At 39.6% G+C, this 22,599-nt stretch carries 20 protein-coding genes; 8 read left to right on the top strand and 12 right to left on the bottom strand.

The features are described from left to right. Positions 1 to 44 precede the first annotated feature (44 nt). Positions 45 to 1,004, bottom strand: coding sequence for a Gfo/Idh/MocA family protein (locus ACFOSX_RS00825; RefSeq protein WP_386096047.1), 960 nt, complete (start codon positions 1,002 to 1,004; stop codon positions 45 to 47). A gap of 199 nt (positions 1,005 to 1,203) precedes the next feature. Here ACFOSX_RS00825 and ACFOSX_RS00820 point away from each other — a divergent pair, with 199 nt between their 5' ends. Further along, positions 1,204 to 1,845, top strand: coding sequence for a protein-L-isoaspartate(D-aspartate) O-methyltransferase (locus tag ACFOSX_RS00820; protein WP_386096045.1), 642 nt, complete (start codon positions 1,204 to 1,206; stop codon positions 1,843 to 1,845). An 80-nt stretch (positions 1,846 to 1,925) separates the two neighbouring features. Here ACFOSX_RS00820 and ACFOSX_RS00815 read toward each other — a convergent pair whose 3' ends face one another. From ACFOSX_RS00815 to smpB, 4 genes are all read right to left on the bottom strand, one after another. Continuing rightward, complete coding sequence (locus tag ACFOSX_RS00815) at positions 1,926 to 3,761, bottom strand: Xaa-Pro dipeptidyl-peptidase (protein ID WP_386096043.1); 1,836 nt, start codon at positions 3,759 to 3,761, stop codon at positions 1,926 to 1,928. A 227-nt stretch (positions 3,762 to 3,988) separates the two neighbouring features. Beyond that, complete coding sequence (locus ACFOSX_RS00810; RefSeq protein ID WP_386096041.1) at positions 3,989 to 4,516, bottom strand: hypothetical protein; 528 nt, start codon at positions 4,514 to 4,516, stop codon at positions 3,989 to 3,991. 9 nt (positions 4,517 to 4,525) lie between these two features. After that, positions 4,526 to 6,994, bottom strand: a complete 2,469-nt coding sequence (locus ACFOSX_RS00805; protein WP_386096039.1) for a DUF5686 and carboxypeptidase regulatory-like domain-containing protein — start codon at positions 6,992 to 6,994, stop codon at positions 4,526 to 4,528. Between the two features lie 112 nt (positions 6,995 to 7,106). Next, positions 7,107 to 7,565: an SsrA-binding protein SmpB gene (smpB, locus tag ACFOSX_RS00800; protein ID WP_386096037.1), complete on the bottom strand. Its 459-nt coding sequence runs from the start codon at positions 7,563 to 7,565 to the stop codon at positions 7,107 to 7,109. A 90-nt stretch (positions 7,566 to 7,655) separates the two neighbouring features. Here smpB and ACFOSX_RS00795 point away from each other — a divergent pair, with 90 nt between their 5' ends. Next, positions 7,656 to 8,444 (top strand): DUF6503 family protein, encoded by a 789-nt coding sequence (locus ACFOSX_RS00795; RefSeq protein ID WP_386096035.1) that lies wholly within the window; start codon positions 7,656 to 7,658, stop codon positions 8,442 to 8,444. Here the strand turns inward: ACFOSX_RS00795 and ACFOSX_RS00790 are convergent. From ACFOSX_RS00790 to clpB, 4 genes are all read right to left on the bottom strand, one after another. After that, entirely contained in the window at positions 8,427 to 8,942 is a 516-nt protein-coding gene (locus ACFOSX_RS00790) for a SixA phosphatase family protein (RefSeq protein ID WP_386096033.1), read from the bottom strand. The two genes, ACFOSX_RS00795 and ACFOSX_RS00790, sit on opposite strands and share 18 nt — an antisense overlap. Positions 8,943 to 8,966: 24 nt before the next feature. Next, a complete protein-coding gene (locus ACFOSX_RS00785; protein WP_386096031.1) occupies positions 8,967 to 9,752 on the bottom strand; it encodes an alpha/beta hydrolase in 786 nt (261 codons plus the stop codon). Between the two features lie 89 nt (positions 9,753 to 9,841). Beyond that, entirely contained in the window at positions 9,842 to 10,501 is a 660-nt protein-coding gene (gene deoC, locus ACFOSX_RS00780) for a deoxyribose-phosphate aldolase (RefSeq protein WP_386096029.1), read from the bottom strand. Positions 10,502 to 10,893: 392 nt separating this feature from the next. Further along, the gene (gene clpB, locus ACFOSX_RS00775; RefSeq protein WP_386096027.1) at positions 10,894 to 13,500 is read right to left on the bottom strand and encodes an ATP-dependent chaperone ClpB; all 2,607 of its coding nucleotides are present in this window, start codon (positions 13,498 to 13,500) and stop codon (positions 10,894 to 10,896) included. Positions 13,501 to 13,697: 197 nt separating this feature from the next. Between clpB and ytxJ the strand changes: the two genes are divergently transcribed. Both ytxJ and ACFOSX_RS00765 read left to right on the top strand, forming a co-directional pair. After that, positions 13,698 to 14,090: a bacillithiol system redox-active protein YtxJ gene (gene ytxJ, locus ACFOSX_RS00770; RefSeq protein ID WP_386096025.1), complete on the top strand. Its 393-nt coding sequence runs from the start codon at positions 13,698 to 13,700 to the stop codon at positions 14,088 to 14,090. Positions 14,091 to 14,167: 77 nt separating this feature from the next. Beyond that, positions 14,168 to 15,958 carry a DUF885 domain-containing protein gene (locus ACFOSX_RS00765; protein WP_386096023.1) on the top strand — a complete coding sequence of 597 codons (1,791 nt, stop codon included), beginning with the start codon at positions 14,168 to 14,170 and terminating at the stop codon, positions 15,956 to 15,958. Here ACFOSX_RS00765 and ACFOSX_RS00760 read toward each other — a convergent pair whose 3' ends face one another. Both ACFOSX_RS00760 and rlmH read right to left on the bottom strand, forming a co-directional pair. Next, positions 15,959 to 16,342 carry a thiol-disulfide oxidoreductase DCC family protein gene (locus tag ACFOSX_RS00760; protein ID WP_386096021.1) on the bottom strand — a complete coding sequence of 128 codons (384 nt, stop codon included), beginning with the start codon at positions 16,340 to 16,342 and terminating at the stop codon, positions 15,959 to 15,961. A gap of 59 nt (positions 16,343 to 16,401) precedes the next feature. Next, a complete protein-coding gene (gene rlmH / locus ACFOSX_RS00755) occupies positions 16,402 to 16,875 on the bottom strand; it encodes a 23S rRNA (pseudouridine(1915)-N(3))-methyltransferase RlmH (RefSeq protein ID WP_386096019.1) in 474 nt (157 codons plus the stop codon). Positions 16,876 to 16,931: 56 nt separating this feature from the next. Here rlmH and nadC point away from each other — a divergent pair, with 56 nt between their 5' ends. The 4 genes from nadC to priA all read left to right on the top strand — a co-directional run bounded on the left by nadC (position 16,932) and on the right by priA (position 21,697). Then, entirely contained in the window at positions 16,932 to 17,789 is an 858-nt protein-coding gene (gene nadC / locus ACFOSX_RS00750; RefSeq protein WP_386096017.1) for a carboxylating nicotinate-nucleotide diphosphorylase, read from the top strand. An 88-nt stretch (positions 17,790 to 17,877) separates the two neighbouring features. Beyond that, a complete protein-coding gene (locus ACFOSX_RS00745) occupies positions 17,878 to 18,828 on the top strand; it encodes a YihY/virulence factor BrkB family protein (protein ID WP_386096015.1) in 951 nt (316 codons plus the stop codon). After that, positions 18,825 to 19,244 carry a DUF2147 domain-containing protein gene (locus ACFOSX_RS00740; protein ID WP_386096013.1) on the top strand — a complete coding sequence of 140 codons (420 nt, stop codon included), beginning with the start codon at positions 18,825 to 18,827 and terminating at the stop codon, positions 19,242 to 19,244. Before ACFOSX_RS00745 ends, ACFOSX_RS00740 begins: the two co-directional genes overlap by 4 nt. Next, a complete protein-coding gene (gene priA / locus ACFOSX_RS00735) occupies positions 19,244 to 21,697 on the top strand; it encodes a replication restart helicase PriA (RefSeq protein ID WP_386096011.1) in 2,454 nt (817 codons plus the stop codon). Before ACFOSX_RS00740 ends, priA begins: the two co-directional genes overlap by 1 nt. A gap of 39 nt (positions 21,698 to 21,736) precedes the next feature. Here priA and ACFOSX_RS00730 read toward each other — a convergent pair whose 3' ends face one another. After that, a complete protein-coding gene (locus ACFOSX_RS00730) occupies positions 21,737 to 22,432 on the bottom strand; it encodes a LytR/AlgR family response regulator transcription factor (protein ID WP_386096009.1) in 696 nt (231 codons plus the stop codon). Between the last annotated feature and the right edge of the window lie 167 nt (positions 22,433 to 22,599).

Below are 22,599 nucleotides of genomic sequence, written 5' to 3'. Positions count from 1 at the left end.
GTTTTGCGGTTCTCTTCCCTTTGGGAAGGGCTAGGGATGGGCTCTTAAAACTGATTAATAATCATATTGGCAATCCTAAGTGCTTCCGTACCATCATGCAAGGTCACAATTGGCGTCGTATTGTTAGTGATGGCATCCGCAAAGGTTTCCAGTTCATCTAAAATGGCATTGTTGCTTTCTACGTCAGGATTATCAAAATAAATCTGCTTCTTAACGCCTTCAGCATTCTGAAGAATCATGTCAAAATCGCCTGGATTCGTCGGTGCATCTTTCATTTTTACAACTTCGCATTTCTTCTCTAGAAAGTCAACAGAGATATAGGCGTCCTTCTGAAAGAAACGCGTCTTCCTCATATTCTTCAAGGAAATACGACTAGCCGTAAGATTTGCCACACAACCATTCTTGAATTCAATTCTAGCATTAGCAATATCTGGCGTGTCACTAACAACGGAAACGCCACTTGCGGAGATATGCTTAACTGGCGAGTCCACCACACTTAAAATGATATCTATATCGTGAATCATTAAATCGAGCACCACAGGCACATCCGTTCCTCTTGGATTGAATTCCGCCAAACGATGCGTTTCGATAAACATGGGATTGTCAATCTTGTTCTTAACCGCGGTAAACGCCGGATTAAAACGCTCCACGTGTCCCACCTGACCCTTAACACCATTCTCGGCCACTAAGGCCCTAATGGTTTCGGCTTCTTCAACCGTATTTGTAATTGGCTTTTCGATAAAAATATGCTTGCGTTTGGTGATGGCTTGCTTCGCACAATCATAATGCGAAAGGGTTGGTGTGACAATATCAACAACATCCACGGCGTCGACCAAGCCTTCAATAGTATCAAAATACCTGTAACCAAATTCGTGAACAACGCGCTTTGCATTTTCGGCATCTGCATCGTAGAAACCGACCAGCTCGTATTTTTCAGATTGCTCTAATAATCTCAGGTGTATTTTACCTAGGTGTCCGGCACCCAAAACCCCAGCTTTTAGCATAAATTCAGTTTTTCACAAAAATAACGGTTTTAGACGTAATTATTTGTAATGAAAAGATAAAATAGAACCGCTATAATGCGAAATTTATAATACTTCATTTTGAAAAACGCACTGTTGAAAAATCCTAAATTGCAATCCCGTTTTAGCTTTGCCATTGAAAAGCTTTCTATTAATTTTAGTCCCGACTAAACCCTACATTTTGAAAGACACGTTTAAACACCAAGGCCTACGAAAAAAGCTAGTCGCCATCCTGAAAGAGAAAGGCATTACCAACGAAGCTGTTTTAAATGCCATCGGAAAAATACCGCGCCACTTGTTTATGGACTCTGGTTTTTTGGACCATGCTTATCAAGACAAAGCTTTCCCAATTGGTGCCGACCAAACCATTTCACAACCATATACAGTGGCTTTTCAATCTGAATTACTCAACCTTTCCGAAGGTCAAAAAGTACTCGAAATAGGGACTGGCAGTGGTTACCAAACCGCAGTGTTATTGGAGCTTGGTGCGAAAGTATGGAGTATAGAACGTCAGCAAGAACTCTTTAAAAAGACCAGCAAGTTTTTACCTAAAATCGGTTATCGCGCTAAAAAACTCATTTTTGGTGATGGTTACATCGGCTTAGAAGACGAAGCGCCTTTCGATGGTATCATCGTTACCGCCGGTGCGCCTTTTGTACCAAAACCATTATTAAGTCAATTGGCCATTGGTGGACGCTTGGTTATTCCAGTGGGGGATGATGTACAAACCATGACACTCTTTATACGAAAAGGCCCAAAGAATTTTGAAAAGCATGAGTTTGGAGAGTTTCGATTTGTGCCTTTGTTGGAGGATAAGAATTAGGGGTTTCACGAAATCCATTGTCTAAAACCAAAAAAGCCCCAAACCAAGTTTAGAGCTTTTTCATTTTTACATTACAAAACCTACTCCGTCGCCTTTTTAAAAGCCTTAACCCCACCAACAACAGGTAATTCTAAATGCGTTTTCTGCAATTTTACAGTGAGTAGCGTTCCTGGTTTTGGATGTAAGGTGTATTCTTGGTCGGAACTGAAAATCATCAAGCCTATTTTTTGGCCTTTTGGGATGATTTGGTCGTCGGGTTGTAAATCGAAAGTTAAATCATAGAATTGATTTGGTTCTAGAGGTTCGCTTTCCGTTAGGGATTTTGAATTCTGTGGGTCTGCCCATCCGCGGGTAATAATATTATCTGTAATTTTTGTGCCTTCGCCTTCTTCCCAAGGCAGTGCTACCAGCCAAACCGAGAGATTAGCAAAGGGTTTGCTACTCGCTACAGTAATGTGCATTTTGGCCAAGCCCGAAATATGAAGGTCTTCCTTAAGCTCTGGCGTCACATATAATAAACGGTTTTCGGACTCTTCGGCTTTTGCTAATTCTGTTCCGGAAAAATTCACATTGTCAATTAAGGCTTCAGCAGTAATATCGCCATCATCAAGGGTAAGTTGCCCTTGGGTTCTTCCCTTGACCTTAAGATTTAGCTTGACCATTGACGCTTCAGGATTTGGATAATCTGCATAAGCCGTTGGCTCACTGCGCTTATCGTCCTCCCGAACGATGTAAGCTTTGTTTTCTTCATTCTCAACACCATTGTCGACGCCATGTAGATATTTAGTAAACCATTTGTTCATCATGGAAATCGGCGGTGGACCACCATGTCCATTTTGGTGATAGTAAATCATAGCTGGTAAACCCTGTTCTTTCGCTTTTTTGTAGATGCGATAACTGTGCTCTGGCATCACATTCCAGTCGTTAAAACCGTGGGACATTAATAATGCCGCTTTCATGCCGTCCATAGCATTCAGGTAGTCACGTCCCGCCCAAAAGTCATTATAGTCGCCTGTTTTACGGTCCATGCCTTGAATCATTATAGAATCCCTAACGGTTTTATTATTATAAGGCCGTTTGTCTTCGGCACCACTGTGAATATAATCGTAAAGCACATCGATGTCCTCGCCTAAATAACCACCTGGTGAACGTACCAAACCGTTAGAACGGTAATAATGATAGTAGGAGGTGTTTGGCGCAACAGGAATAATCGCTTCTAAACCTTCAACGCCTGTTGTGGCGCAGGCTAGGGGAATAGTACCATTATAGCTCGTACCCGTCATACCCACTTTTCCGGTCGACCAAAAAGCTTCCACTTCTTCATCGCCATCTGGACTCGTATAGCCTTTGGCTTTGCCATTGAGCCATTTTACAACGGCTTTTGGCGCCAAGGATTCATTGATGCCACCAACGGTAGGTGCACCTTGAGATAAGCCTGTTCCTGGAGACGAAGAATGCACAACGATATAGCCACGAGGTACCCAAGTTTTTATTTGTGAGTTGGAGATAATCGGGCGTTCACCTTTTCGTGTCACTTCAGGATGAACCCGTTCTTTAGCCATTTCGCCCAATTCATGTTTCACATCCCAAAAAACACCATCAACATCTGGTGCAACACCAGCGTAGTAGGGGCTAGATTCATAAACCACAGGCAACTTTAATCCTTCAGTATCAGTTTGCTTCGGGCGAGTGACATCTACGTGCATACGGTCTGGCTTACCGTCGCCGTCGGTATCAAATTCTGTTTCAACCCAAAGGTCGTGTCTAACCCAATCGTCAGGATTATTAAAAGCCTCCACAATTTGGGCTTCGCCGTTTTCAAAAATGGGTTTTACAGCATTGGGATCTACTTTGTCTTGGCAAGACGATATGGAAAGTCCTAATACAATTAGGGAAAGGCGTAAGTAGAGTTTCATAATTTCAGTTTTCTTTGCCCAAAATTACGAACTAAAATGAATACGGCTTTGCTCTTAAGATTTTTTTAGATTAATAAAAGTAATCGAGGTTTTTCTAAACAAAGAAAATTTGTCGTTTTGGGTCGATACATTTGAAGTAAGCTCTTCGTAGGCCATTTCGACTGCGCTCAATGTGACATTATCTTAAAAAGAATGTTTTGAACAGAGAATGGAAGTATTTTTTAATATTAATCCGGAAGATATTCCGAAGGAATAGGATTAGCTTCCGACTCTTGCATCCAATAAATATTCATCACCCACCAACGCTGACCGTCATTCATGAGTTGAATGCTGTTGATACCACGCATAAACGGTTCGGTATCACTTTCGCTTTTATAGGATTCGTAAGTACTAAAGACTTGGGTGATGTTGCCAAAGGTCTGCACTTTACGATTAATTTCCTTTTCAAAAAAACCGTTTTCCACCAACCATTTGCCCGAAGAATCGATGTATTGCTGAGGCGTCATGTAACGCGCTACTTGAAGACCTTCTTTGTTTTTTCCGGTTGGAATGAGCTTGGCATCCGCATGAAACAAATACTTAAATAAAGGCCAATCCCGTTCTTTTCCTTTTTCGCCAGAAATAACGCCGTAAAGCGTATTTAAGGTTTGGTCTAAGCTGGTCACATGACCTAAATAATCTGGCGTAATCGCATCTTGCGCCTGAAGGTTTAACGATAGAATACAAGCCGAAATAAAAGTGAGTAGTGTTTTCATGTTTTAAAATTAAAACAATTTCAGCCCAAACACAATGGCATCGCTCTGAAATCCGCTTTGGTAAGACCTTACATAGTCAACTCTGAGAAAGCGCCATTTGCCAAAACCGATATTGTCCAAACCGATGGAATATTCCTGATACGGTTTATTATCTGGTGTGGCCAAGAGATGTGCACCAGCAATTAAATTGAAATTAAGTTTACGAAGCAGTGGTATTTTTCCTAAAATAAAACCGTTGAAATCGTGTTCCAAATGGCCTTCAAAATAGGAATCATTAGTACTGGCACTATAGTACGGTAAATTGTTGAAGACATTGGTATAGTTCCCACGACGGCTAAAATGTGTCTGGTTGCCGTTAAAGTGCTGATAATCCACAAAGGCAATATCATCCCCACCGAAAAAAGTTCCAGCTTTCAAATTGTAAATCGTTCGGCCTTTGTCGCCCAAATTCATGGTTTGGAAAAGTTGTGCGCGGACTTGGTCAAAATTATAATTGTCGTTGGTTGACCCGAAGCCTTTTTCGTAAGAAAGCACCAAGGTTGGGTATTTTTCATTCCGAATATTGAATTTACTCCCTGGATAGCTCAAATAGTTTTGTCCGAAGTTGATACGAGCTGAAGCATAAAATTTTAAAATGTTGTGCGATTCAAACGTTGCCACGCCAAAAGCAGTTTCATCCAACGGATTGTTGCTAGTGTATGCATCGCCCTCTTCATTATTCCAAACTTGGTCAGTGGTATTAAAAAGTGGATTGCGTTTCTCATAACTTATAGTCGATGAAAACCGGAAACCATTGAATAATTCTTCAGAATAACTAGCCTGAGCAAAATACCGCTCAAAAAACTTGGCGTAGTTGTCTTCAATAGCTAAGGTGCTAACCGAATTGATGAAAGGCGAAATCGGGTTTGACGTATTGAATTGAAGGACTTGCGTACCACCAGAGACTGTTAAAAACGCGTCTGAGATATCGTTGAATTTGTAGTTGACACGCATAGTACCACGCAGGCGCTCATCCGAAAAACCGTATTCTAAACTACCATTAATGCTTAAGTATTTCTTATACTCATCATAATTCTTACGGTAGAATGCACTAGCACCAGCTGTAAACCCTTGCACCGTATTAAACTGTAAACTGCTCAACGGAATATCATAGCCCAATCGGTAGTCCTTGTGCGAATTTTGATAGGTGTAACCTGTCACGATATTGGTCAGCTTGAATTTATTTCGGGCAAGGTCTACAGAATCCAGATAAGGTTTCGAATTTTGAATAATCTCTATACTGTCCTTTTTGACGTAATCCCGAATTTCTTCCGAAGTTAAAGGCACAGGACGAATTTTCTCCCAAAAGAGTGAGTCCTTTTTATTGGCATTTTCTTCAAACGCAACGAGCTCTCTCCCGAAATCCTTAGTGTTTAGTCCTGTATTGAAATCATAATTGCTAAAAACTGCTGTAAAGCGACCGTCGCCTTTTATCCCGAAAAGCCCGTATTTAAAATCGATACTCTGGGAAATCAAAGCCCAAATATCATCGGTTTCAGAATAGGAAAAGCTTTGTTTTAACGTAATGATTTCTGCAGGTGGAATTCTGGCTTGTAGACCGTTAAGACTCAATTCCAAAGCATAGATGGTCCATTGGTCTTCTACAATAAAGATGTAACCCGAAAATGCTGGGTCATTCTCTCGCTTTGGAGTGACTGCAATTTTATTGATAAGGTTGCCACGGTCGTCATAAAAGACGCCTTCTAATCTGTAGCGGTAATAGCTAAAGGCATTATTGGCAATTGGCGAGACCATTTCGCTACCAAATTCCAAGGTATTGTTATAAAAATTGAAGTCCACATCCACAGCGTTGTTAAAACTAAAGCCATTATCATCACCACTCACTTTGGAGGCTGTGATTTTTTCTTTCAATCGGTCTGGACGTAGATAATCTATTTTTGAAATGGTTTCCGATAGATAGATAATCCCACTTCGGGTTGAATCCAATCCACCACCTAAATCGCCAACCTCTTGGCCGAGAAATTTTTCGGGGGCATCTTTTATTCGTATTAACCCACGGGAATAGAAATCCGCTTTAAACGACTGGATTTTTTCAAGATTAGCTTTTCTGGCGTCGATAGCCTTTCGCATGATGATATTGGCGGGGTTTTCTTCCACATTTACAACCACTTCGTCTAAAGAGACGTTTTCTTCAGATAGTTGCACATTGACTTCAAATGGAAAGCGGTCAATACTTATGGATTTCTTTACGGTTTTAAATCCTAAAGATTGAAAAACCAAAACGTAGTCACCCGTTTTTTCGAGATTGAGTTCGTAAAACCCGGCATCGTTAGAGGTGGTGCCTTTGTAGGTATTTTCAAGATAAACGCTGACAAATGGGAGGCCTTCGTTTTTAGCGTCCGTGATTTGCCCCGTAATTTGGGCGGTAGCTAACTGTACGACACAAAGAAAAAATAAAAATGGTAAAGTTGATTTCATAGAGATTTGATTGATGGCGTTTTTGATAGAGACGTCAATTTTCTGCAAAACGTTGCTTGACGCGTCAAACTTATATGAAATTTCGTTCCCAAAAGTTAGGGCAATCTTAAAGTTATCGGAAATCTTTCTTAATGCGGTCTAACTTCCGCTTGTTCTCGCGGTCCTTTATAGTGTCGCGCTTGTCGTAGAGTTTTTTTCCTTTGGCGAGGGCAATTTCAAGTTTTGCAAGACCTTTATCATTGATGAACAAGCGCATGGGGATAATGGCGTTACCCTTAATGTTGACCTCCTTTTCAAGCTTTTTTAATTCGCGACGATTTAAAAGTAGTTTACGTTCGGCTTTAGGCTTGTGGTTGTAGTAATTCCCGAAGCTGTATTCTTCAATGGTCATGTTAATGACAAACAATTCCGAGCGGTCATTAAACTCGCAGAAACCTTCGGCAATAGAGGCTTTTCCGGCGCGGATGGATTTTATTTCCGTACCCGTCAGCACAATGCCTGCCGTGTATTTATCTAAAATTTCGTATTGAAATTTCGCCTTTCGGTTGAGTATGTTGACCGTTTTTTGCATAAGCGACAAAGGTAGAGATTTTGAAGATATTTTAGGAATAAGCGTAAAGCAATAAATATCTTTACGACTCATTGTGACAAACCACCAGTTATGAAACGACTCTATATACTTTTTTTAGGCCTTGTGTTGGTCAGTTGCCAAAGCGATAAAAAAACTAAAAATGAAACGACTGCCGTTGAAACCGCTGAAAAGCTCACTGGCGATATGGTTGTAAATAAGGCGATTTCGTCTGCTGGTTTGGACAAGTTGAATCGTTCAGGCATTCGATTTGAATTTAGAGAAATGGAATATAGAGCTATGCGTAACAACGGTCGCTTCGAACTTTTGCGTTTGTTTTCTGAAGATGGAAAAGCAATCAAGGACATCCTTACCAATGATGGTTTTGAGCGCTTTGTAAATCAGGAAAGGCAAATTTTAGCGGATTCTATGGTGGCGAAATACACGGCATCGGTCAATTCGGTTCACTACTTTTCGGTGTTGCCTTTTGGTTTGAATGATGGTGCCGTGAATAAGACCTTATTGACTGACGAAACCATTAAGGGGCAAGATTATTTTAGAGTAAAGGTCACCTTTGACGAAGACGGCGGTGGGGAGGATTTTGATGATGAATTTGTATACTGGTTCAACACCGAAAATTTTGAATTGGATTATTTCGCCTATTCCTATGCAGAAGACGACGGCAGAGGTTTCAGATTCCGTGAAGTCTTTAATGAAAGGACTGTGGAAGGAATTCGGTTTGTGGATTACAAGAATTATAAGCCCAAGTCTGAAGACATTGCTTTAGAGAGTTTAGGACAACTATTTAAAGACAAGCAATTGGATTTACTCTCTAAAATTGAATTGGAAAACGTCGAAGTCCGACTAATCGACAACCTTTAATTCGGAAGTCGCTGTACCATCTTTTGCAATAGTGACGATATATAAGTTTGAATTATTATCGTCCGCCATCATTTCGTATTTCTTTTCGCCTAAAAGACTATTGGCAAAGACTGGCGTGGTATTGCTATGTCCTAAAACAAGCACTGTTTTTCCCTTTGTTTCTGCCATAAATTCGTCCGAAGCCATGTTGCTTGGGTCGTAGATGGAGATATTTAAGCCTTCACGCTCAGCAATTGGTGTGGCGGTTTGTTTTGTTCGATTGTAATCGGTAGAGTAGACCATATCAAAATCCACATCTTTTAAATGGGTATTCCAATTTTCCGCACGTTTTTGGCCTGCTTCACTCAAATTAGGATTTCTGTTGGTTGCATCAGAGCGGTCCTTTTCAGCATGACGGATTAAATAATAGACTGTAGAGCCATCATTATCAGCAGATTTTGACTGCCCACAAGAATTGAAGGCTAATGCAAGAACAAAAAGTACGATGAGATTTTTCATGGTTGATTATTTTATAAAATGGATTTATTTTGAATGTTTTTGTAAAAAATTAAATACGGTTTGCATTGTTGAATCGACATTTGTTTTTGTTCTACTTTCTACAAGCATTGATGAGCCGTGTATACCATCTTCAGCGACATAGGTTTCGTGATTATTGTCTTTCGCTAGGGCCAATTGCGCTTTTACTGATTCTATCTTAGCCTCATTGCCTGGACGTAATATAATTAAAGGTACGGTTAATGATTCTAAATATACAGAAGCCTGGCAATCTGCCATTGGAGGTCCCGAAGCTGGAGAAAATGCTAATACCGCATCAACATCATTGGGTCTACTGTGTGCTAATTGGATAGCTAAAGTCCCGCTGTAACTACTTCCCCAAAGTATAATCTTACCAGTGAGTTTTTTGGCTTTAAGATAGTCTAAAGCGCCAACCATGTCTGGGTAAGCGTCGCAATACCCATAATCTAGGTGTTCTATTAACGAAGCAGTTCTGTTATAACCACCGTACCATTGACCGCCAACACGTTGGTCGATGGATAGAACATTGTATCCCGAATCCTTTAATTTTGGAATTATCGATTTATACTCGGCTCTACCGTTGGACCCGCCCTGGTGAAATAACACTATTGATGGTGCCGATTTATCGGTAATATGCAAATCTCCAAAGACCTCAATACTATCTGAAGCAAAGAATGAAATTTCTGAAGTCTCTTTTTGGACATCTGAAGATTCAGGTTTTGTCCTTGAGTTGCATGCATGAACTAATAGGGTTAATGTGAAAGTGATTAAAATGTATTTAATCTTTTTCATATAGAATGATTAAGTCAGTTTCTCAAATATAGTTGAGATGCGACCTAGAGCATTCTAATGAAACGTTAAAAATCGGATACAGCTAAAAGTTATGCCGGAATTGACAACTTAGACTTGCAAATGGAAACACTTGACGATGTCCCAATGCGGTCAACACCCAAATCGATGAATTTCATCGCTGTTTCAGCATCTCGTATACCACCAGACGCCTTAATTTTTGCTCGGTCTTTCAAGGTTTTCTTAATAATTTTTACAGCGGTGAATGTAGCGCCACCTTCAGCAAATCCCGTAGAGGTTTTTACATAATCGGCTTTACCATCCAAGCAAATCTCGCAGGCCTTTACGATTTCGTTTTTAGATAATTCGCTGATTTCTATAATGACCTTGAGTGGCGTATTACCGATAGCACGTTTTACTTCAGTAATGTCTCTTAAAACAGCAACATGATTTTTACTTTTCAGCATACCGATATTCATGACCATATCAATTTCTGAAGCACCTTGCTGAATCGCATATTTGGCCTCAGCAACTTTAGCTTCAGTAGACATAGCACCAAAAGGAAAGCCTACGACGGCACATACTTTAACATCCGAACGTTTAGTGATTTGATGTGCAATCGGCACATAACAGCCGTTAACACAAACAGAATAAAAATGGTTGTTCAAGGCTTCTTCGCAAAGTTGTATGATATCACGCTCCGTGGCGTCTGCTTTGAGGTAACTGTGGTCTATGTATGAATTTAATTCCATGTGCGTTTTTTGAGTTTTTAACGATTGATAAACTATTTAATTCCTCATTTTCAGAGGGATTATTAAAGACAAGAATTATGGAAGTTGTCTTTAGTTTATGTTGGAATTAATAGCGGTACAAATATACGACAAGCTGTTCTTTTCATCGTCTAAAAGCATGAAAAAAATCATAAAATCGATGAACGGTAAATTCTTTAACATTTCTTAAATTCCTTGTTTACAGTTTTCGTCAAAAAGCCCTACAATTTTATCATTTTCTAAAAGTATTACACTAAAAAAGCAACGGTCATACCACTAAGGATAATCGCGTTGCTTCCATTTGCCTGCTGATTAAAGCAGGACCAACCAATCAATATAAAGACTACTTATAAGTCACTTTGTTACAGTGGTATTTAAATTTCTTGGACAATCAGGTCACCTTGATTTCTAAACACCAATTGTCCGTCAAATTCATCGAGTAAAATAATGCTGTCTGTGGTTACTTTTCCAGCTAATATTTCTTTACTCAACTGATTCAGAACTTCTTTCTGAATCACTCGCTTTACAGGTCTGGCACCATATTCTGGATTATAGCCTTTCTCCGCTAAATAAGCCTTGGCCTGTTCTGTAGCATCAAAGGTGATACCTTGCTCGGCAATCATCTTGGTGATGCTCTTTAGCTGTAGGTCTACGATATCGACAATATTTTCCTTGCTCAATGGCGTAAACATAATGGTGTCGTCAATTCTGTTTAAGAATTCAGGACGAACCGTTTGCTTTAACAATGCAAGAACATCTACTTTGGCGCCTTCAATCGCGCTTTGGACATTTTTAGTTGATTCAAATCGCTCCTGAATAATCTGACTTCCCATGTTAGAGGTCATGATAATAATGGTGTTCTTAAAATCTGCAACCCGCCCTTTATTGTCTGTTAATCGACCTTCATCTAAAACTTGAAGGAGGATATTAAACGTATCAGGATGCGCTTTTTCAATCTCATCCAATAATACTACAGAATATGGTTTGCGTCTCACAGCTTCGGTTAACTGCCCGCCTTCGTCATAACCGACGTATCCTGGAGGCGCACCGACCAATCGGCTTACGGCGTGACGCTCTTGATATTCACTCATGTCAATACGCGTCATGGCATTTTCATCATCGAAAAGATATTCTGCCAGGGCTTTTGCCAATTCGGTTTTACCGACACCTGTTGTACCTAGGAATAAGAATGAGCCAATCGGTTTCTGTGGATTTTGCAATCCGGCGCGACTTCGTCTTACGGCATCAGAAACTGCTTCAATAGCTTCTTCTTGACCTACAACACGTTTGTGCAATTCGTCCTCAAGTTTTAATAATTTTTCACGTTCACTTTGTATCATCTTGGTCACCGGAATGCCCGTCCATTTGGCTACTACATCTGCAATATCCTCATAGGTCACTTCCTCTTTAATCAAGGCTGTGTCCTGCTGTTCTGCTAAGGTTTTCTGAAGTGCTTCTAACTCTTCAGTCGCTGATTTAATCTTACCATATCGGATTTCGGCGACCAAACCATAGTTGCCTTCGCGCTCAGCACGTTCTGCTTCAACTTTATAATTTTCAATATCTTGCTTAAGACTTTGTACTTTATCGACGAGTTCTTTTTCAGATTTCCACTTGGCGTTGATATCGTTGCGTTGCTCTTTCAGATTTGCTAAATCGGACTTTAAATTTTTCAATTTCGCTTCGTCTTTTTCGCGCTTAATGGCTTCTATTTCAATTTCAATCTGCATGATTTTTCGGTCCAAAACATCCAATTCTTCGGGTTTTGAATTGATTTCCATACGTAGTTTAGAAGCAGATTCGTCCATAAGGTCAATGGCCTTGTCTGGTAAAAATCGATTCGTGATATAACGATTAGACAATTCCACCGCACCAATAATTGCTTCATCTTTAATTCGAACCTTATGGTGTGTTTCGTACTTTTCCTTTATACCACGAAGGATGGAAATGGCACTTTCCACATCGGGTTCATGTACCGCCACTTTCTGAAAACGACGCTCTAAGGCTTTGTCGGCTTCAAAATACTTTTGGTATTCATCTAACGTTGTGGCGCCAATAGCTCTCAGTTCTCCACGAGCCAATGCTGGCTTTAGGATGTTGGCCGCGTCCATGGCACCTTGGCCACCACCGGCGCCAACGAGCGTATGGATTTCGTCAATAAATAACACGATGTCACCATCGCTAGTCGTCACTTCCTTAATAACGGCTTTTAGACGCTCTTCAAACTCACCTTTGTACTTGGCACCAGCGATTAGTGCTCCCATATCTAAAGCGTAAATTTGCTTATCCTTGAGGTTTTCAGGGATGTCACCATCAATAATTCGATGTGCTAAACCTTCCGCAATGGCGGTTTTTCCTGTTCCAGGTTCGCCTACTAAAATAGGGTTGTTTTTTGTTCGTCTCGACAAAATCTGAAGAATTCTACGAATTTCCTCATCACGACCAATGACAGGGTCTAACTTCCCGTCTTTGGCCAAAGCATTGAGGTTTTTTGCGTATTTATTTAAGGAATTATAGGTTTCTTCCTGACTTTGAGATGTTACACGGTCACCTTTTCGTAATTCCTCGATGGCGGATTTCAAGCCTTTTTCGGTAACACCTTGGTCTTTTAAAATTTGGGCAATCTTACTTTTACTCTTAAAAATGCCAAGTACTAAATGCTCCACCGATACATAATCATCATTCATTGATTTTGCAAGGTTGGAGGCTTCGTTCAACGTTGTTCCAGCTTTTTGAGAAAGCATGAGTTGTCCGCCAGAAACCTTTGGAAAGCTCTGTAGTTCTTTGTCTAAAATCTGTTCCAAAAGTGAAACATTAACATTCAATTTCTTCAATAGAAAAGGAATGACGTGCTCATCAACCGTCATAAGCGCCTTAAATAAGTGCTCATTTTCAATCTGTTGATGTTCAAAGCCCTGCGCAAGCTGTTGCGCTTGCTGAATGGCTTCTTGGGATTTAATGGTATAATTATTAAAATTCATTCTATATGTTTTTTATCATCGCTCGTGGCGATTTTTTTTCGTTGTGTTTTCCCTTTAAAAAGCAATTACCTTACCAATGCATTTTATAAGACAAAATGTCTGTTAAGCCTTGTTTTATAATGACTTTTCGTCAGTCTGTAAGGAATTGAATTCGGATTAGACTACCTTTATATTGACTTTAAATTTGAAGATAACGAATGGGGATTTTTAATAAACTATTTAGTGGTTCATCAGAACCAAAAGAAGAAAAAGTACTGCCTTGGATACCATTGACGACGCTTGAACAATTGGATGCCATTGCCGAAAAATCGAAAACAAAAACCCAAGTTATTTTCAAACATTCTACACGTTGTGGTATCAGCAGAATGGTCATTAATCAGTTTGTGGAATTTTACAATTTGGAAGAGACCAATATCGATTTGTATTATCTCGATTTGTTGAATCACAGAGACGTGTCTAATGAAGTTGGGTATAAATTTCAAGTTCTACACCAATCGCCTCAGCTTCTGATAATAAAAAATGGAGTTGCAGTGGCACATGCTTCGCACGGCGCAATCAATGATTTGGAATTAGCGAAGTTTGCTTCCTAATTACGTTTTTACAGACAAAATTTTAAAAGACTATTTTACAATTACACTATCTTTAGGGACTAATCAAAACCTTTCCCATGAAGAAGTTCGCCATCTTATGTCTTAGTGTATGTGTCCTTTGGTCTTGTAAGGACGACAAAACAGCAGAAACTACTACTACATCTACTGAAGCTTCAGAACAGCTTCAAACCATGTTAAGCGATTATAGTGAAGAAGGCTATGCATTGAACCCGATGACTGCTACGCGTGCGGGAGATAATCGATTTGATACGGAATTTCCGAATGTTTTATCAGACGACTATAAAGCCAAAAAGAAGGCCTATTACACCAAGTACAAGCAACTGATTTCTGAAATAGACACAGAAAACCTTAGCAACACAGAAAAATTGAGTCTCGAGGTATTGGAATGGGATTGCGATATCAATCTCGAAGCCATGACCTTTAAAAAGGATTTGATGCCAGTCGACCAAATGTGGTCCATGAATTTAGACTTTAATCAATTCGCGTCGGCCACCAACGCCCAGCCTTTTGAAACTGTTGAAGACTATAATGAATGGTTGACCCGTGTCGATAATTATTTAGTATGGTTAGATAATGCCATCGATAATATGAAACAGGGCATGGAAGAAGGTTATGTGTTGCCACAACCCTTGATTAAAAAAACCATCCCGCAGTTTGAAACCTTAGCCAAAGGCCCTGTTGAAAAACATTTATACTTTTCGCCCGTAGCCAAATTGTCCGGTGATTTTTCAGACGAAGAGAAGACGCAAATAAAAACGGCGTATACCGCTATGGTTGAAGACAAGGTAATACCAGCGCATCAAAAGATGGTTGATTTTCTTCAGAATGAATATATGGCCAAAGGCCGAACCTCTAGTGGTATCAATGCCACACCACTTGGTGATGCCTATTATGCACACCAGATTAAGTTGTACACCACAACTGATATGACGGCAGATGAGATTCATAAGTTAGGATTGAGCGAGGTAGCCCGAATCCGTTCCGAAATGGAAAAAGTAAAGCAGGAAGTCGGGTTTGAAGGCGATTTAAATGCTTTTTTCGACCATGTAAGAACAAAAAAGGAACTGATGCCTTTTACCGAGCGTTCTCAAGTTATTGCGTTTTATGATAGTATCCACGATGCCATGAAACCTCAAATAGACCGATTATTTGATAAGCAACCCGTCACGGCTTTTGAAGTTAGAAGAACAGAACCTTTTAGAGAAAAGTCCGCCGCAGCCAATTATAATCCGGGGTCGTTGGATGGCACCCGTCCGGGCATTTTCTTTACGCCAATACCAGATGTTGAGACCTATAATATTTTTGATAAAGAAAGCTTGTTTCTACATGAAGCGATTCCAGGACACCATTATCAAATTTCGTTGCAACAGGAAAGTAATGAATTACCAAAATTCAGAAAAACATTGTGGTATTCTTCTTATGGCGAGGGCTGGGCCTTATATGCCGAATCAATGGGTAAGGAGCTGGGACTTTTTAAAGACCCGTATCAATATTTTGGAATGCTGAGTCAGGAAATTCATAGAGCAATTCGTTTGGTAGTGGATACTGGTTTGCATAGCAAAGGTTGGACACGAGAGCAGGCGATTCAATATTCGTTGGAAAACGAAGCGATGGAAGAAAGTAGTATTACCAGTGAGATTGAGAGGTACATGGCAAATCCTGGTCAAGCCTTATCCTATAAAATCGGACAATTAAAATTGATTGAACTTCGTGAACGTGCTTCAGAACAATTAGGCGATAAATTTGATATTAGAGAATACCACAATCAAGTGTTGGAAACTGGTTGTATTCCATTACAATTGTTAGAAAATAAAATTGATGGGTGGATTGGGTCTTATGTGGATTAATTATCTGTAATCGACCGTACAGCTACTAGAACTCCCAAACCACTCCAAGCGTTTGCGAGAGGCTGTTTTATAAATATAGTCTCTAATCATTTTCGGGATGAATGCTAATAGGGATGCTACCAATTTGAGTTGTGGGATTTTAGAGATGATTCTCAAAAAACCGTCCGAGTGTGTATTCACGCCCGTCTCATCAATAAGTATTACCGTTTCTAAATCATCGGTAGGGAAACCGTATTCGGTTAGTAATTCTTGGCCATAATCCGATTGAAACGCCACAAACTGAAAATGGTCTTTGGGTGCAATCTTTAAAAGTTGCCCAACAACGCCGTTGCACAAATTGCATTCGCCATCGAAGATAATTAAGTCTTTAGTTGGAGTGTTCATAGTGCCTTGGACGGAAGATTGGTTAAAAGCTTTCGTGATTTAGCAAAGACTTAACGTTTTTAGCGGTGATGGTATGGCTCATTTTTTAAAATCGTAAATCCACGATAGAGTTGTTCTATAAAAAATAAACGCACCATTTGGTGGGAAAACGTCATTTTAGAGAGACTCAGTTTCCCATTGGCGCGTTGGTACACCGCATCCGAAAAACCATAAGGACCACCAATGACAAAAATGAGATTTTTGATGCCAGAATTCATATGCTTTTGAAGATAATTGGCAAAGGCCACAGAATCTAGTTGTTTCCCGTTTTCATCAAGCAGAATTAAAACATCTGAAGTGCTCGTTTTGTCTAAAATTAATTGACCTTCCTTCTCTCTTTGCTGGGCTTCAGACAGATGCTTCACTTTTTTTAAATCGGGAATCATATCAAACTGAAACTTTATGTAATGCTCCAAACGATGACTATAATCATCGATGAGTTGAATGAGGTTTTTATTGTCGGTCTTCCCGATAGTAAGTAGGGTGATTTGCATAATGTAAAATTACAAATTCCCAAAACAATGGTTATTTTTACATGAAATAAGAGTGTATGATTTCAAAAGCACAATTTCAGAACGAAATAGATATCATAATAGCCAACGCTATCCGTGAGGATGTCGGTGATGGCGACCATAGTTCTTTGGCGTGTATCCCAGCGGATGCCCAAGGTAAAGCGAAGTTATTGGTGAAAGACGACGGTATTTTGGCTGGCGTAGAATTTGCCAAGCAAGTCTTTGCTTATGTGGATAAAGACATGACTGTTGAAACTCTGATTGAAGACGGAAACGAAGTGAAATACGGTGACATCGCTTTTTATGTAGAGGGTGCGTCACAATCCATTTTAAAAGCTGAACGTTTGGTGTTGAATGCTATGCAACGCATGAGCGCTATTGCTACAAAGACGAATAAATTTGTGAAGTTGCTAGAAGGTACGGACACTAAAATACTCGATACCCGAAAAACAACACCTGGTATTCGTGCTTTAGAAAAATTGGCAGTTAAAATCGGAGGTGGAGAGAATCACAGATTCGCTTTGTATGATATGATTATGCTTAAAGACAATCATATCGATTTTGCAGATGGCGTAGCTGAAGCTATTGAAAAAACAAAAGCTTATTTAAAAGACACGGGTCGTGATTTAAAAATCATCGTGGAAGCCAGAAACCTTGATGAAATCCGAAAGATTCTAGACTGTGGCGGTGTATATCGTATTCTAATTGACAATTTTAATTATGAAGACACTCGAAAAGCAGTAGCTATGATTGGCGACCAGTGTTTAACAGAATCCTCTGGAGGCATTAATGAAAATACAGTGCGACTTTATGCCGAATGTGGTGTAGATTATATTTCGTCTGGCGCATTAACACATTCGGTCTATAATCTGGATTTGAGCTTGAAAGCAGTTTAGTTAGTGTAAAGTTTTAACTTGCTATTCTTGTTAATAGAGTTGACGCTCTCAACTAAACAACAAACCACAACCAGCCAAACAATAAAACATGTCCAAAACCATAGAAGAAAAACTCGCTAGAATACCTGTGATAAATAGGGTGGTTGAGTTTTCTAAAGCCATGAAACTTCCTGGGCTGGAAGGACTTTCGGTTTGGGATTTGCTGAAACTGTATGGATTAGGAATAATAAAAGGTACTTTAACCACAAGGGCGAGTGCCATTGCCTTCAGTTTTTTCGTAGCCATTTTTCCTTTTCTGTTATTTATAATCATTGTCATACCCTATATTCCCATTGACACGTTTCAGGCTGATTTTATGGATTTTCTAAATTCCATTTTACCGCCTCAAACATCTGATTTTTTCTTTGAAAATATTTTTCAAAATATCAACAGTAATAAGGGAGGTGGGCTTATATCTGGTGTTTTTGTACTTTCTGTGGTTTTAATGGCTAACGGTGTTAGTGCTGTGTTTTCAGGATTTGAAACGTCTTACCATCAACAATTGGTTCGTAATCCTATTAAACAATACATCTTTGCGATGGGGGTAGCACTTATATTGGCAATCCTATTATTGTTTACTGTGGCTGTCTTTGGATATTTTCAGATTTTCGTTATACAACCTTTATATGAGCGTTTTGTTGGCGAAAGTGTGCTCGATGCCGATTCGGCATTGCCATGGGTTATTTTCGCTAAGTATGTGTTCTTCGTCGTTATGACCTATTTGGTAACGGCAACGCTTTATTATTTTGGCACTAAGGAAGGACGTGATTCAAGATTTTTCTCTATTGGCGCCCTATTTACCACCGTTTTGATAATGCTGACGTCCTACCTTTTCGGGATTTATGTGAATAATTTTTCAAACTATAACGAATTATATGGCTCTATCGGTGCTTTGTTAATTCTCTTGTTTTACCTTTGGTTGAATGCAAATATCCTATTGCTCGGATATGAATTGAATGCCTCCTTGCGTTATTTACATAAATCAAACTCCAAAGAATGAAACACCTACAAATACTTTGTTTTTTCTTATTCATGTCGACTTTAAACGCCCAAAGTATTATTGGCACATGGAAAACGATTGATGATGAAACGGGGCAGGCCAAGTCCGTTGTGAAAATCTTTGAGCGTGACGGAAAAATTTATGGGAAAATTGTTGAGGTTTTGAACGCTAAATCTCAAAATCCAGTCTGTTCAGAATGCTCTGGAAAAAATAAAGACAAACCAATAGTAGGTATGGAAATCATCGAAGGGCTGTCTCAAAATGACGAGGTTTACGACGGTGGAACTATTTTAAATCCAAGTAACGGAAAATCCTACAAATGCAGATTAAAGTTAGAAGACAATCCAGATGAGCTCCAAGTCCGTGGTTACGTGGCGTTTTTCTACAAAACACAATATTGGAAACGCGTTAAGTAATGGCCCATTTTATCGATGTCATACTTCCCATTCCGCTTCAAAAAGCGTTTACCTATCACATTACGGAAGCTGAGTCACAGGTTCTAAAACCTGGGATTAGGGTTGCTGTTCCCTTCGGAAAAAGTAAAATCTACACCGCACTGGTGTTGGTGGTTCACAACAATCCGCCAACGGCTTATGAGGCCAAAACCATCCATCAGATTTTAGATGAATCGCCTATTGTTACAGAACAGCAATTACAACACTGGCAATGGATTGCGAGCTATTATTTGTGCAGTTTGGGCGAAGTAATGCGGGCGTCCTTACCAAATGCGTTTTTGTTGGAAAGTGAAACCGTCATCCACGCCAATACCAACGCTGAGGTGGATGAGATGCAGTTGCAAGATGATGAATTTCTGATTTACGAAGCTCTGCAACATCAGTCATCCTTGAAAATTGATGACATTTCCAATATTCTGGATAAGAAGAAAGTACTGCCGGTCATCAAGTCTTTGGTCGAAAAATCCGTCGTACATCTTCAAGAGGAATTATATGAAAAGTACACGCCAAAATTGGTGCGCTACGTCAAATTACATCCCAACCATTCATCGGAAGAAAAATTACAAGAACTGTTAGAATTGCTGAGTAGAGCACCTAAACAACGCCAAGTCATCCTAACCTTATTTTCTATGGAAGCCAGTTTGAAAAAACCTATCAAGGTTTCAGATTTGGCTAAGGAAAGTGGGGCTTCAAATGCCATTATTAAAGCCCTGGTTGATAAACTGGTTTTGGAAGAATACCACATTCAAATAGATAGAAACACGTTTGAAGGCGATTCAAATTCAGACTCTAAAGATTTGAATGAGGCGCAGTTGGAAGCTCTAAAATCCATTAAATCTCAATTTGAAAATAAATCCGTGGTTTTACTTCATGGCGTTACGGCTTCTGGTAAGACTGAGATTTACGTAAAATTGATTGAAGAGCAATTGCTTCAGAATAAACAAACTTTATATCTATTGCCCGAAATTGCATTGACGACACAGTTGGTACAACGCCTTCAGGATTATTTTGGCGAACAGGTGGCGGTGTTTCATAGTCGCTATTCGGGTAATGAGCGTGTTGAGGTGTGGAACAATATGTTGGCGGAATCTAACAAGGCCAAGGTTATCATCGGGGCGCGCTCGTCGTTGTTGTTGCCTTTCAAGAATTTGGGATTAATTATTGTTGACGAAGAGCACGAGCAATCTTATAAACAATTTGACCCAGCGCCTCGTTATCATGCTCGTGATGCGTCCATTGTATTGGCCAATCTTTTTGGAGCAAAAACACTCTTAGGTTCTGCAACACCAAGTTTAGAATCCTACTACAATGCCAAACGCAATAAGTACGGTTTTGTGGAATTAAAAACACGTTTTAATAATATTCTCATGCCCGAAATTGAACTTGTTGATTTAGCTGACAAGTACAAGCGCAAACGAATGAAAGGCCACTTCAGCGACCGCCTCATCGAAGAAATGGCTGAAACATTGGAGCAAGGTTTTCAAATTATATTATTTCAGAATAGACGTGGGTTTTCACCAATCATAGAATGTACAACTTGCGGACATTCGCCTCAATGTCCCAATTGCGATGTGAGTTTAACCTACCATCAGTATCGTGACCAACTGCGTTGCCATTATTGTGGCTATAACTCGATAATGCCAAAATCTTGCGAGGCTTGTGGGAATGTGACTTTAGACACAAAAGGTTTTGGTACGGAGCAGATAGAGGAGGAGGTCAAGGTGTTGTTTCCGGATAAAGCCGTGGGGCGGATGGACTTGGATACGACTCGAGGAAAATACGGTTTTGAAAAAATCATTAATGCTTTTGAACAGCGCGAGGTTGATATATTAGTCGGGACACAGATGTTGACCAAAGGGCTGGATTTTAGACATGTTAAACTCGTAGGGATTATGAATGCCGACAACTTACTCAACTTCCCAGATTTTAGGGCGCATGAACGTAGTTATCAGTTAATGGCTCAAGTATCGGGTAGGGCAGGACGAACAGATTTACGAGGCAAAGTGATTATTCAGAGTTACAATCCGCACCATAATATTTTGCAACAAGTCTCTACCAACGATTATGAAACGATGTTTAAGGAGCAGTTGGACGACAGGCATAATTTTAAATATCCTCCAGTTTTTAGGATTATCAAAATTACCTTGAAGCATAAGGATTACAATCGTGTCAATACAGCTTCAGACTGGTATGCAAAGTCGTTAAAGCAGGTCTTCAAATATAATGTGCTGGGACCAGAATTTCCACCAGTATCTCGTATCAGGAATTTATACCTTAAAAATATCTTGTTGAAAATTCCACCGAAGCAGTCACTACTTCAAACCAAAGAAGCTATTATGAAAATTCACAATAGCTTCCAAAGTGTTAAAGAATTTAGGTCAGTTAGGGTAATTATTGACGTGGACAACTATTAGTTAGGTGCGGTGTTGTCCGTATCTTAACCAACGGAATCTTTACATATTATTTAGTGCATCTACGAGTTGGGTCTTTTTATTTCGACTCAACGGAATTTCGTAGGCGCCGACTTCAACATTCTTGCTGTTAAAGCGGTCAATTTTATCGAGATTTACGATGTATGATTTATGGATTCGTAAAAACTTACCTTCTGGTAGTTCTTTTTCAAACGCTTTCATTGTAGATAATACAACAAGGCTATTTTCCTCGGTAACAACTTTTACGTAGTCACCAAGTGCTTCAATCCATTTAATGTCTTTAATATATACCTTACGTTTCTTAAGGTTACTTTTTACAAAGATGTGTTCGCCGTCAGCTTCATTAAAATCAAGCTTCAGTTTGTGTTGCTCAATAGCTTTTTCAACTGCGGTGTTAAAACGCTCTTTGGTAATTGGTTTTTGAAGGTAATCGGTAGCGTCGTAATTAAAAGCTTTGAAAGCATATTCGGTTTTACCGGTTACAAAGATGATTTGGGGTTTGTTGTTAAGGACGTCAAGGAGCTCAAATCCATTCAGGACTGGCATTTCAATATCTAGGAAGATAAGGTCGACCTTGTGGGTGTTGAGACCATTCTTAGTCTCCAATGCACTACTGTACTCGGCAATAAGGTTAAGTGAAGAATGATTTTCAATTAACTTTACGATAGAGAGGCGTTGGATAGCAGAATCGTCTACAACGACACAGTTTAAAGTCATAACATTTACATTTTTAGGTTAAGATATCGACAATAGTACGAATATTTCGGTTAAAAAACAAAAAATACCGACAAAGTGTTAATTTTAACATTTGCTTTGCCGTTAAATTCCTACGATAGTTTTGTTCAATTAATCAATGGTTTAGGGTGTTTGAGGCTCATAGTGTG

Source organism: Winogradskyella maritima, from assembly GCF_042650215.1.
GTDB lineage: Bacteria > Bacteroidota > Bacteroidia > Flavobacteriales > Flavobacteriaceae > Winogradskyella > Winogradskyella maritima.
The sequence above is the reverse complement of the archived record's forward strand: the minus strand, read 5'-3'. Positions and strand labels throughout refer to the sequence as shown.

Bases quoted from the DNA above. Each gene is read 5' to 3' on its own strand.
- ACFOSX_RS00825 (WP_386096047.1), bottom strand. From the start codon at position 1,004: ATGCTAAAAGCTGGGGTTTTGGGTGCCGGACACCTAGGTAAAATACAC.
- ACFOSX_RS00815 (WP_386096043.1), bottom strand. From the start codon at position 3,761: ATGAAACTCTACTTACGCCTTTCCCTAATTGTATTAGGACTTTCCATA.
- ACFOSX_RS00810 (WP_386096041.1), bottom strand. From the start codon at position 4,516: ATGAAAACACTACTCACTTTTATTTCGGCTTGTATTCTATCGTTAAAC.
- ACFOSX_RS00805 (WP_386096039.1), bottom strand. From the start codon at position 6,994: ATGAAATCAACTTTACCATTTTTATTTTTTCTTTGTGTCGTACAGTTA.
- smpB (WP_386096037.1), bottom strand. From the start codon at position 7,565: ATGCAAAAAACGGTCAACATACTCAACCGAAAGGCGAAATTTCAATAC.
- ACFOSX_RS00795 (WP_386096035.1), top strand. From the start codon at position 7,656: ATGAAACGACTCTATATACTTTTTTTAGGCCTTGTGTTGGTCAGTTGC.
- ACFOSX_RS00790 (WP_386096033.1), bottom strand. From the start codon at position 8,942: ATGAAAAATCTCATCGTACTTTTTGTTCTTGCATTAGCCTTCAATTCT.
- ACFOSX_RS00785 (WP_386096031.1), bottom strand. From the start codon at position 9,752: ATGAAAAAGATTAAATACATTTTAATCACTTTCACATTAACCCTATTA.
- deoC (WP_386096029.1), bottom strand. From the start codon at position 10,501: ATGGAATTAAATTCATACATAGACCACAGTTACCTCAAAGCAGACGCC.
- clpB (WP_386096027.1), bottom strand. From the start codon at position 13,500: ATGAATTTTAATAATTATACCATTAAATCCCAAGAAGCCATTCAGCAA.
- ytxJ (WP_386096025.1), top strand. From the start codon at position 13,698: ATGGGGATTTTTAATAAACTATTTAGTGGTTCATCAGAACCAAAAGAA.
- ACFOSX_RS00765 (WP_386096023.1), top strand. From the start codon at position 14,168: ATGAAGAAGTTCGCCATCTTATGTCTTAGTGTATGTGTCCTTTGGTCT.
- ACFOSX_RS00760 (WP_386096021.1), bottom strand. From the start codon at position 16,342: ATGAACACTCCAACTAAAGACTTAATTATCTTCGATGGCGAATGCAAT.
- rlmH (WP_386096019.1), bottom strand. From the start codon at position 16,875: ATGCAAATCACCCTACTTACTATCGGGAAGACCGACAATAAAAACCTC.
- nadC (WP_386096017.1), top strand. From the start codon at position 16,932: ATGATTTCAAAAGCACAATTTCAGAACGAAATAGATATCATAATAGCC.
- ACFOSX_RS00745 (WP_386096015.1), top strand. From the start codon at position 17,878: ATGTCCAAAACCATAGAAGAAAAACTCGCTAGAATACCTGTGATAAAT.
- ACFOSX_RS00740 (WP_386096013.1), top strand. From the start codon at position 18,825: ATGAAACACCTACAAATACTTTGTTTTTTCTTATTCATGTCGACTTTA.
- priA (WP_386096011.1), top strand. From the start codon at position 19,244: ATGGCCCATTTTATCGATGTCATACTTCCCATTCCGCTTCAAAAAGCG.
- ACFOSX_RS00730 (WP_386096009.1), bottom strand. From the start codon at position 22,432: ATGACTTTAAACTGTGTCGTTGTAGACGATTCTGCTATCCAACGCCTC.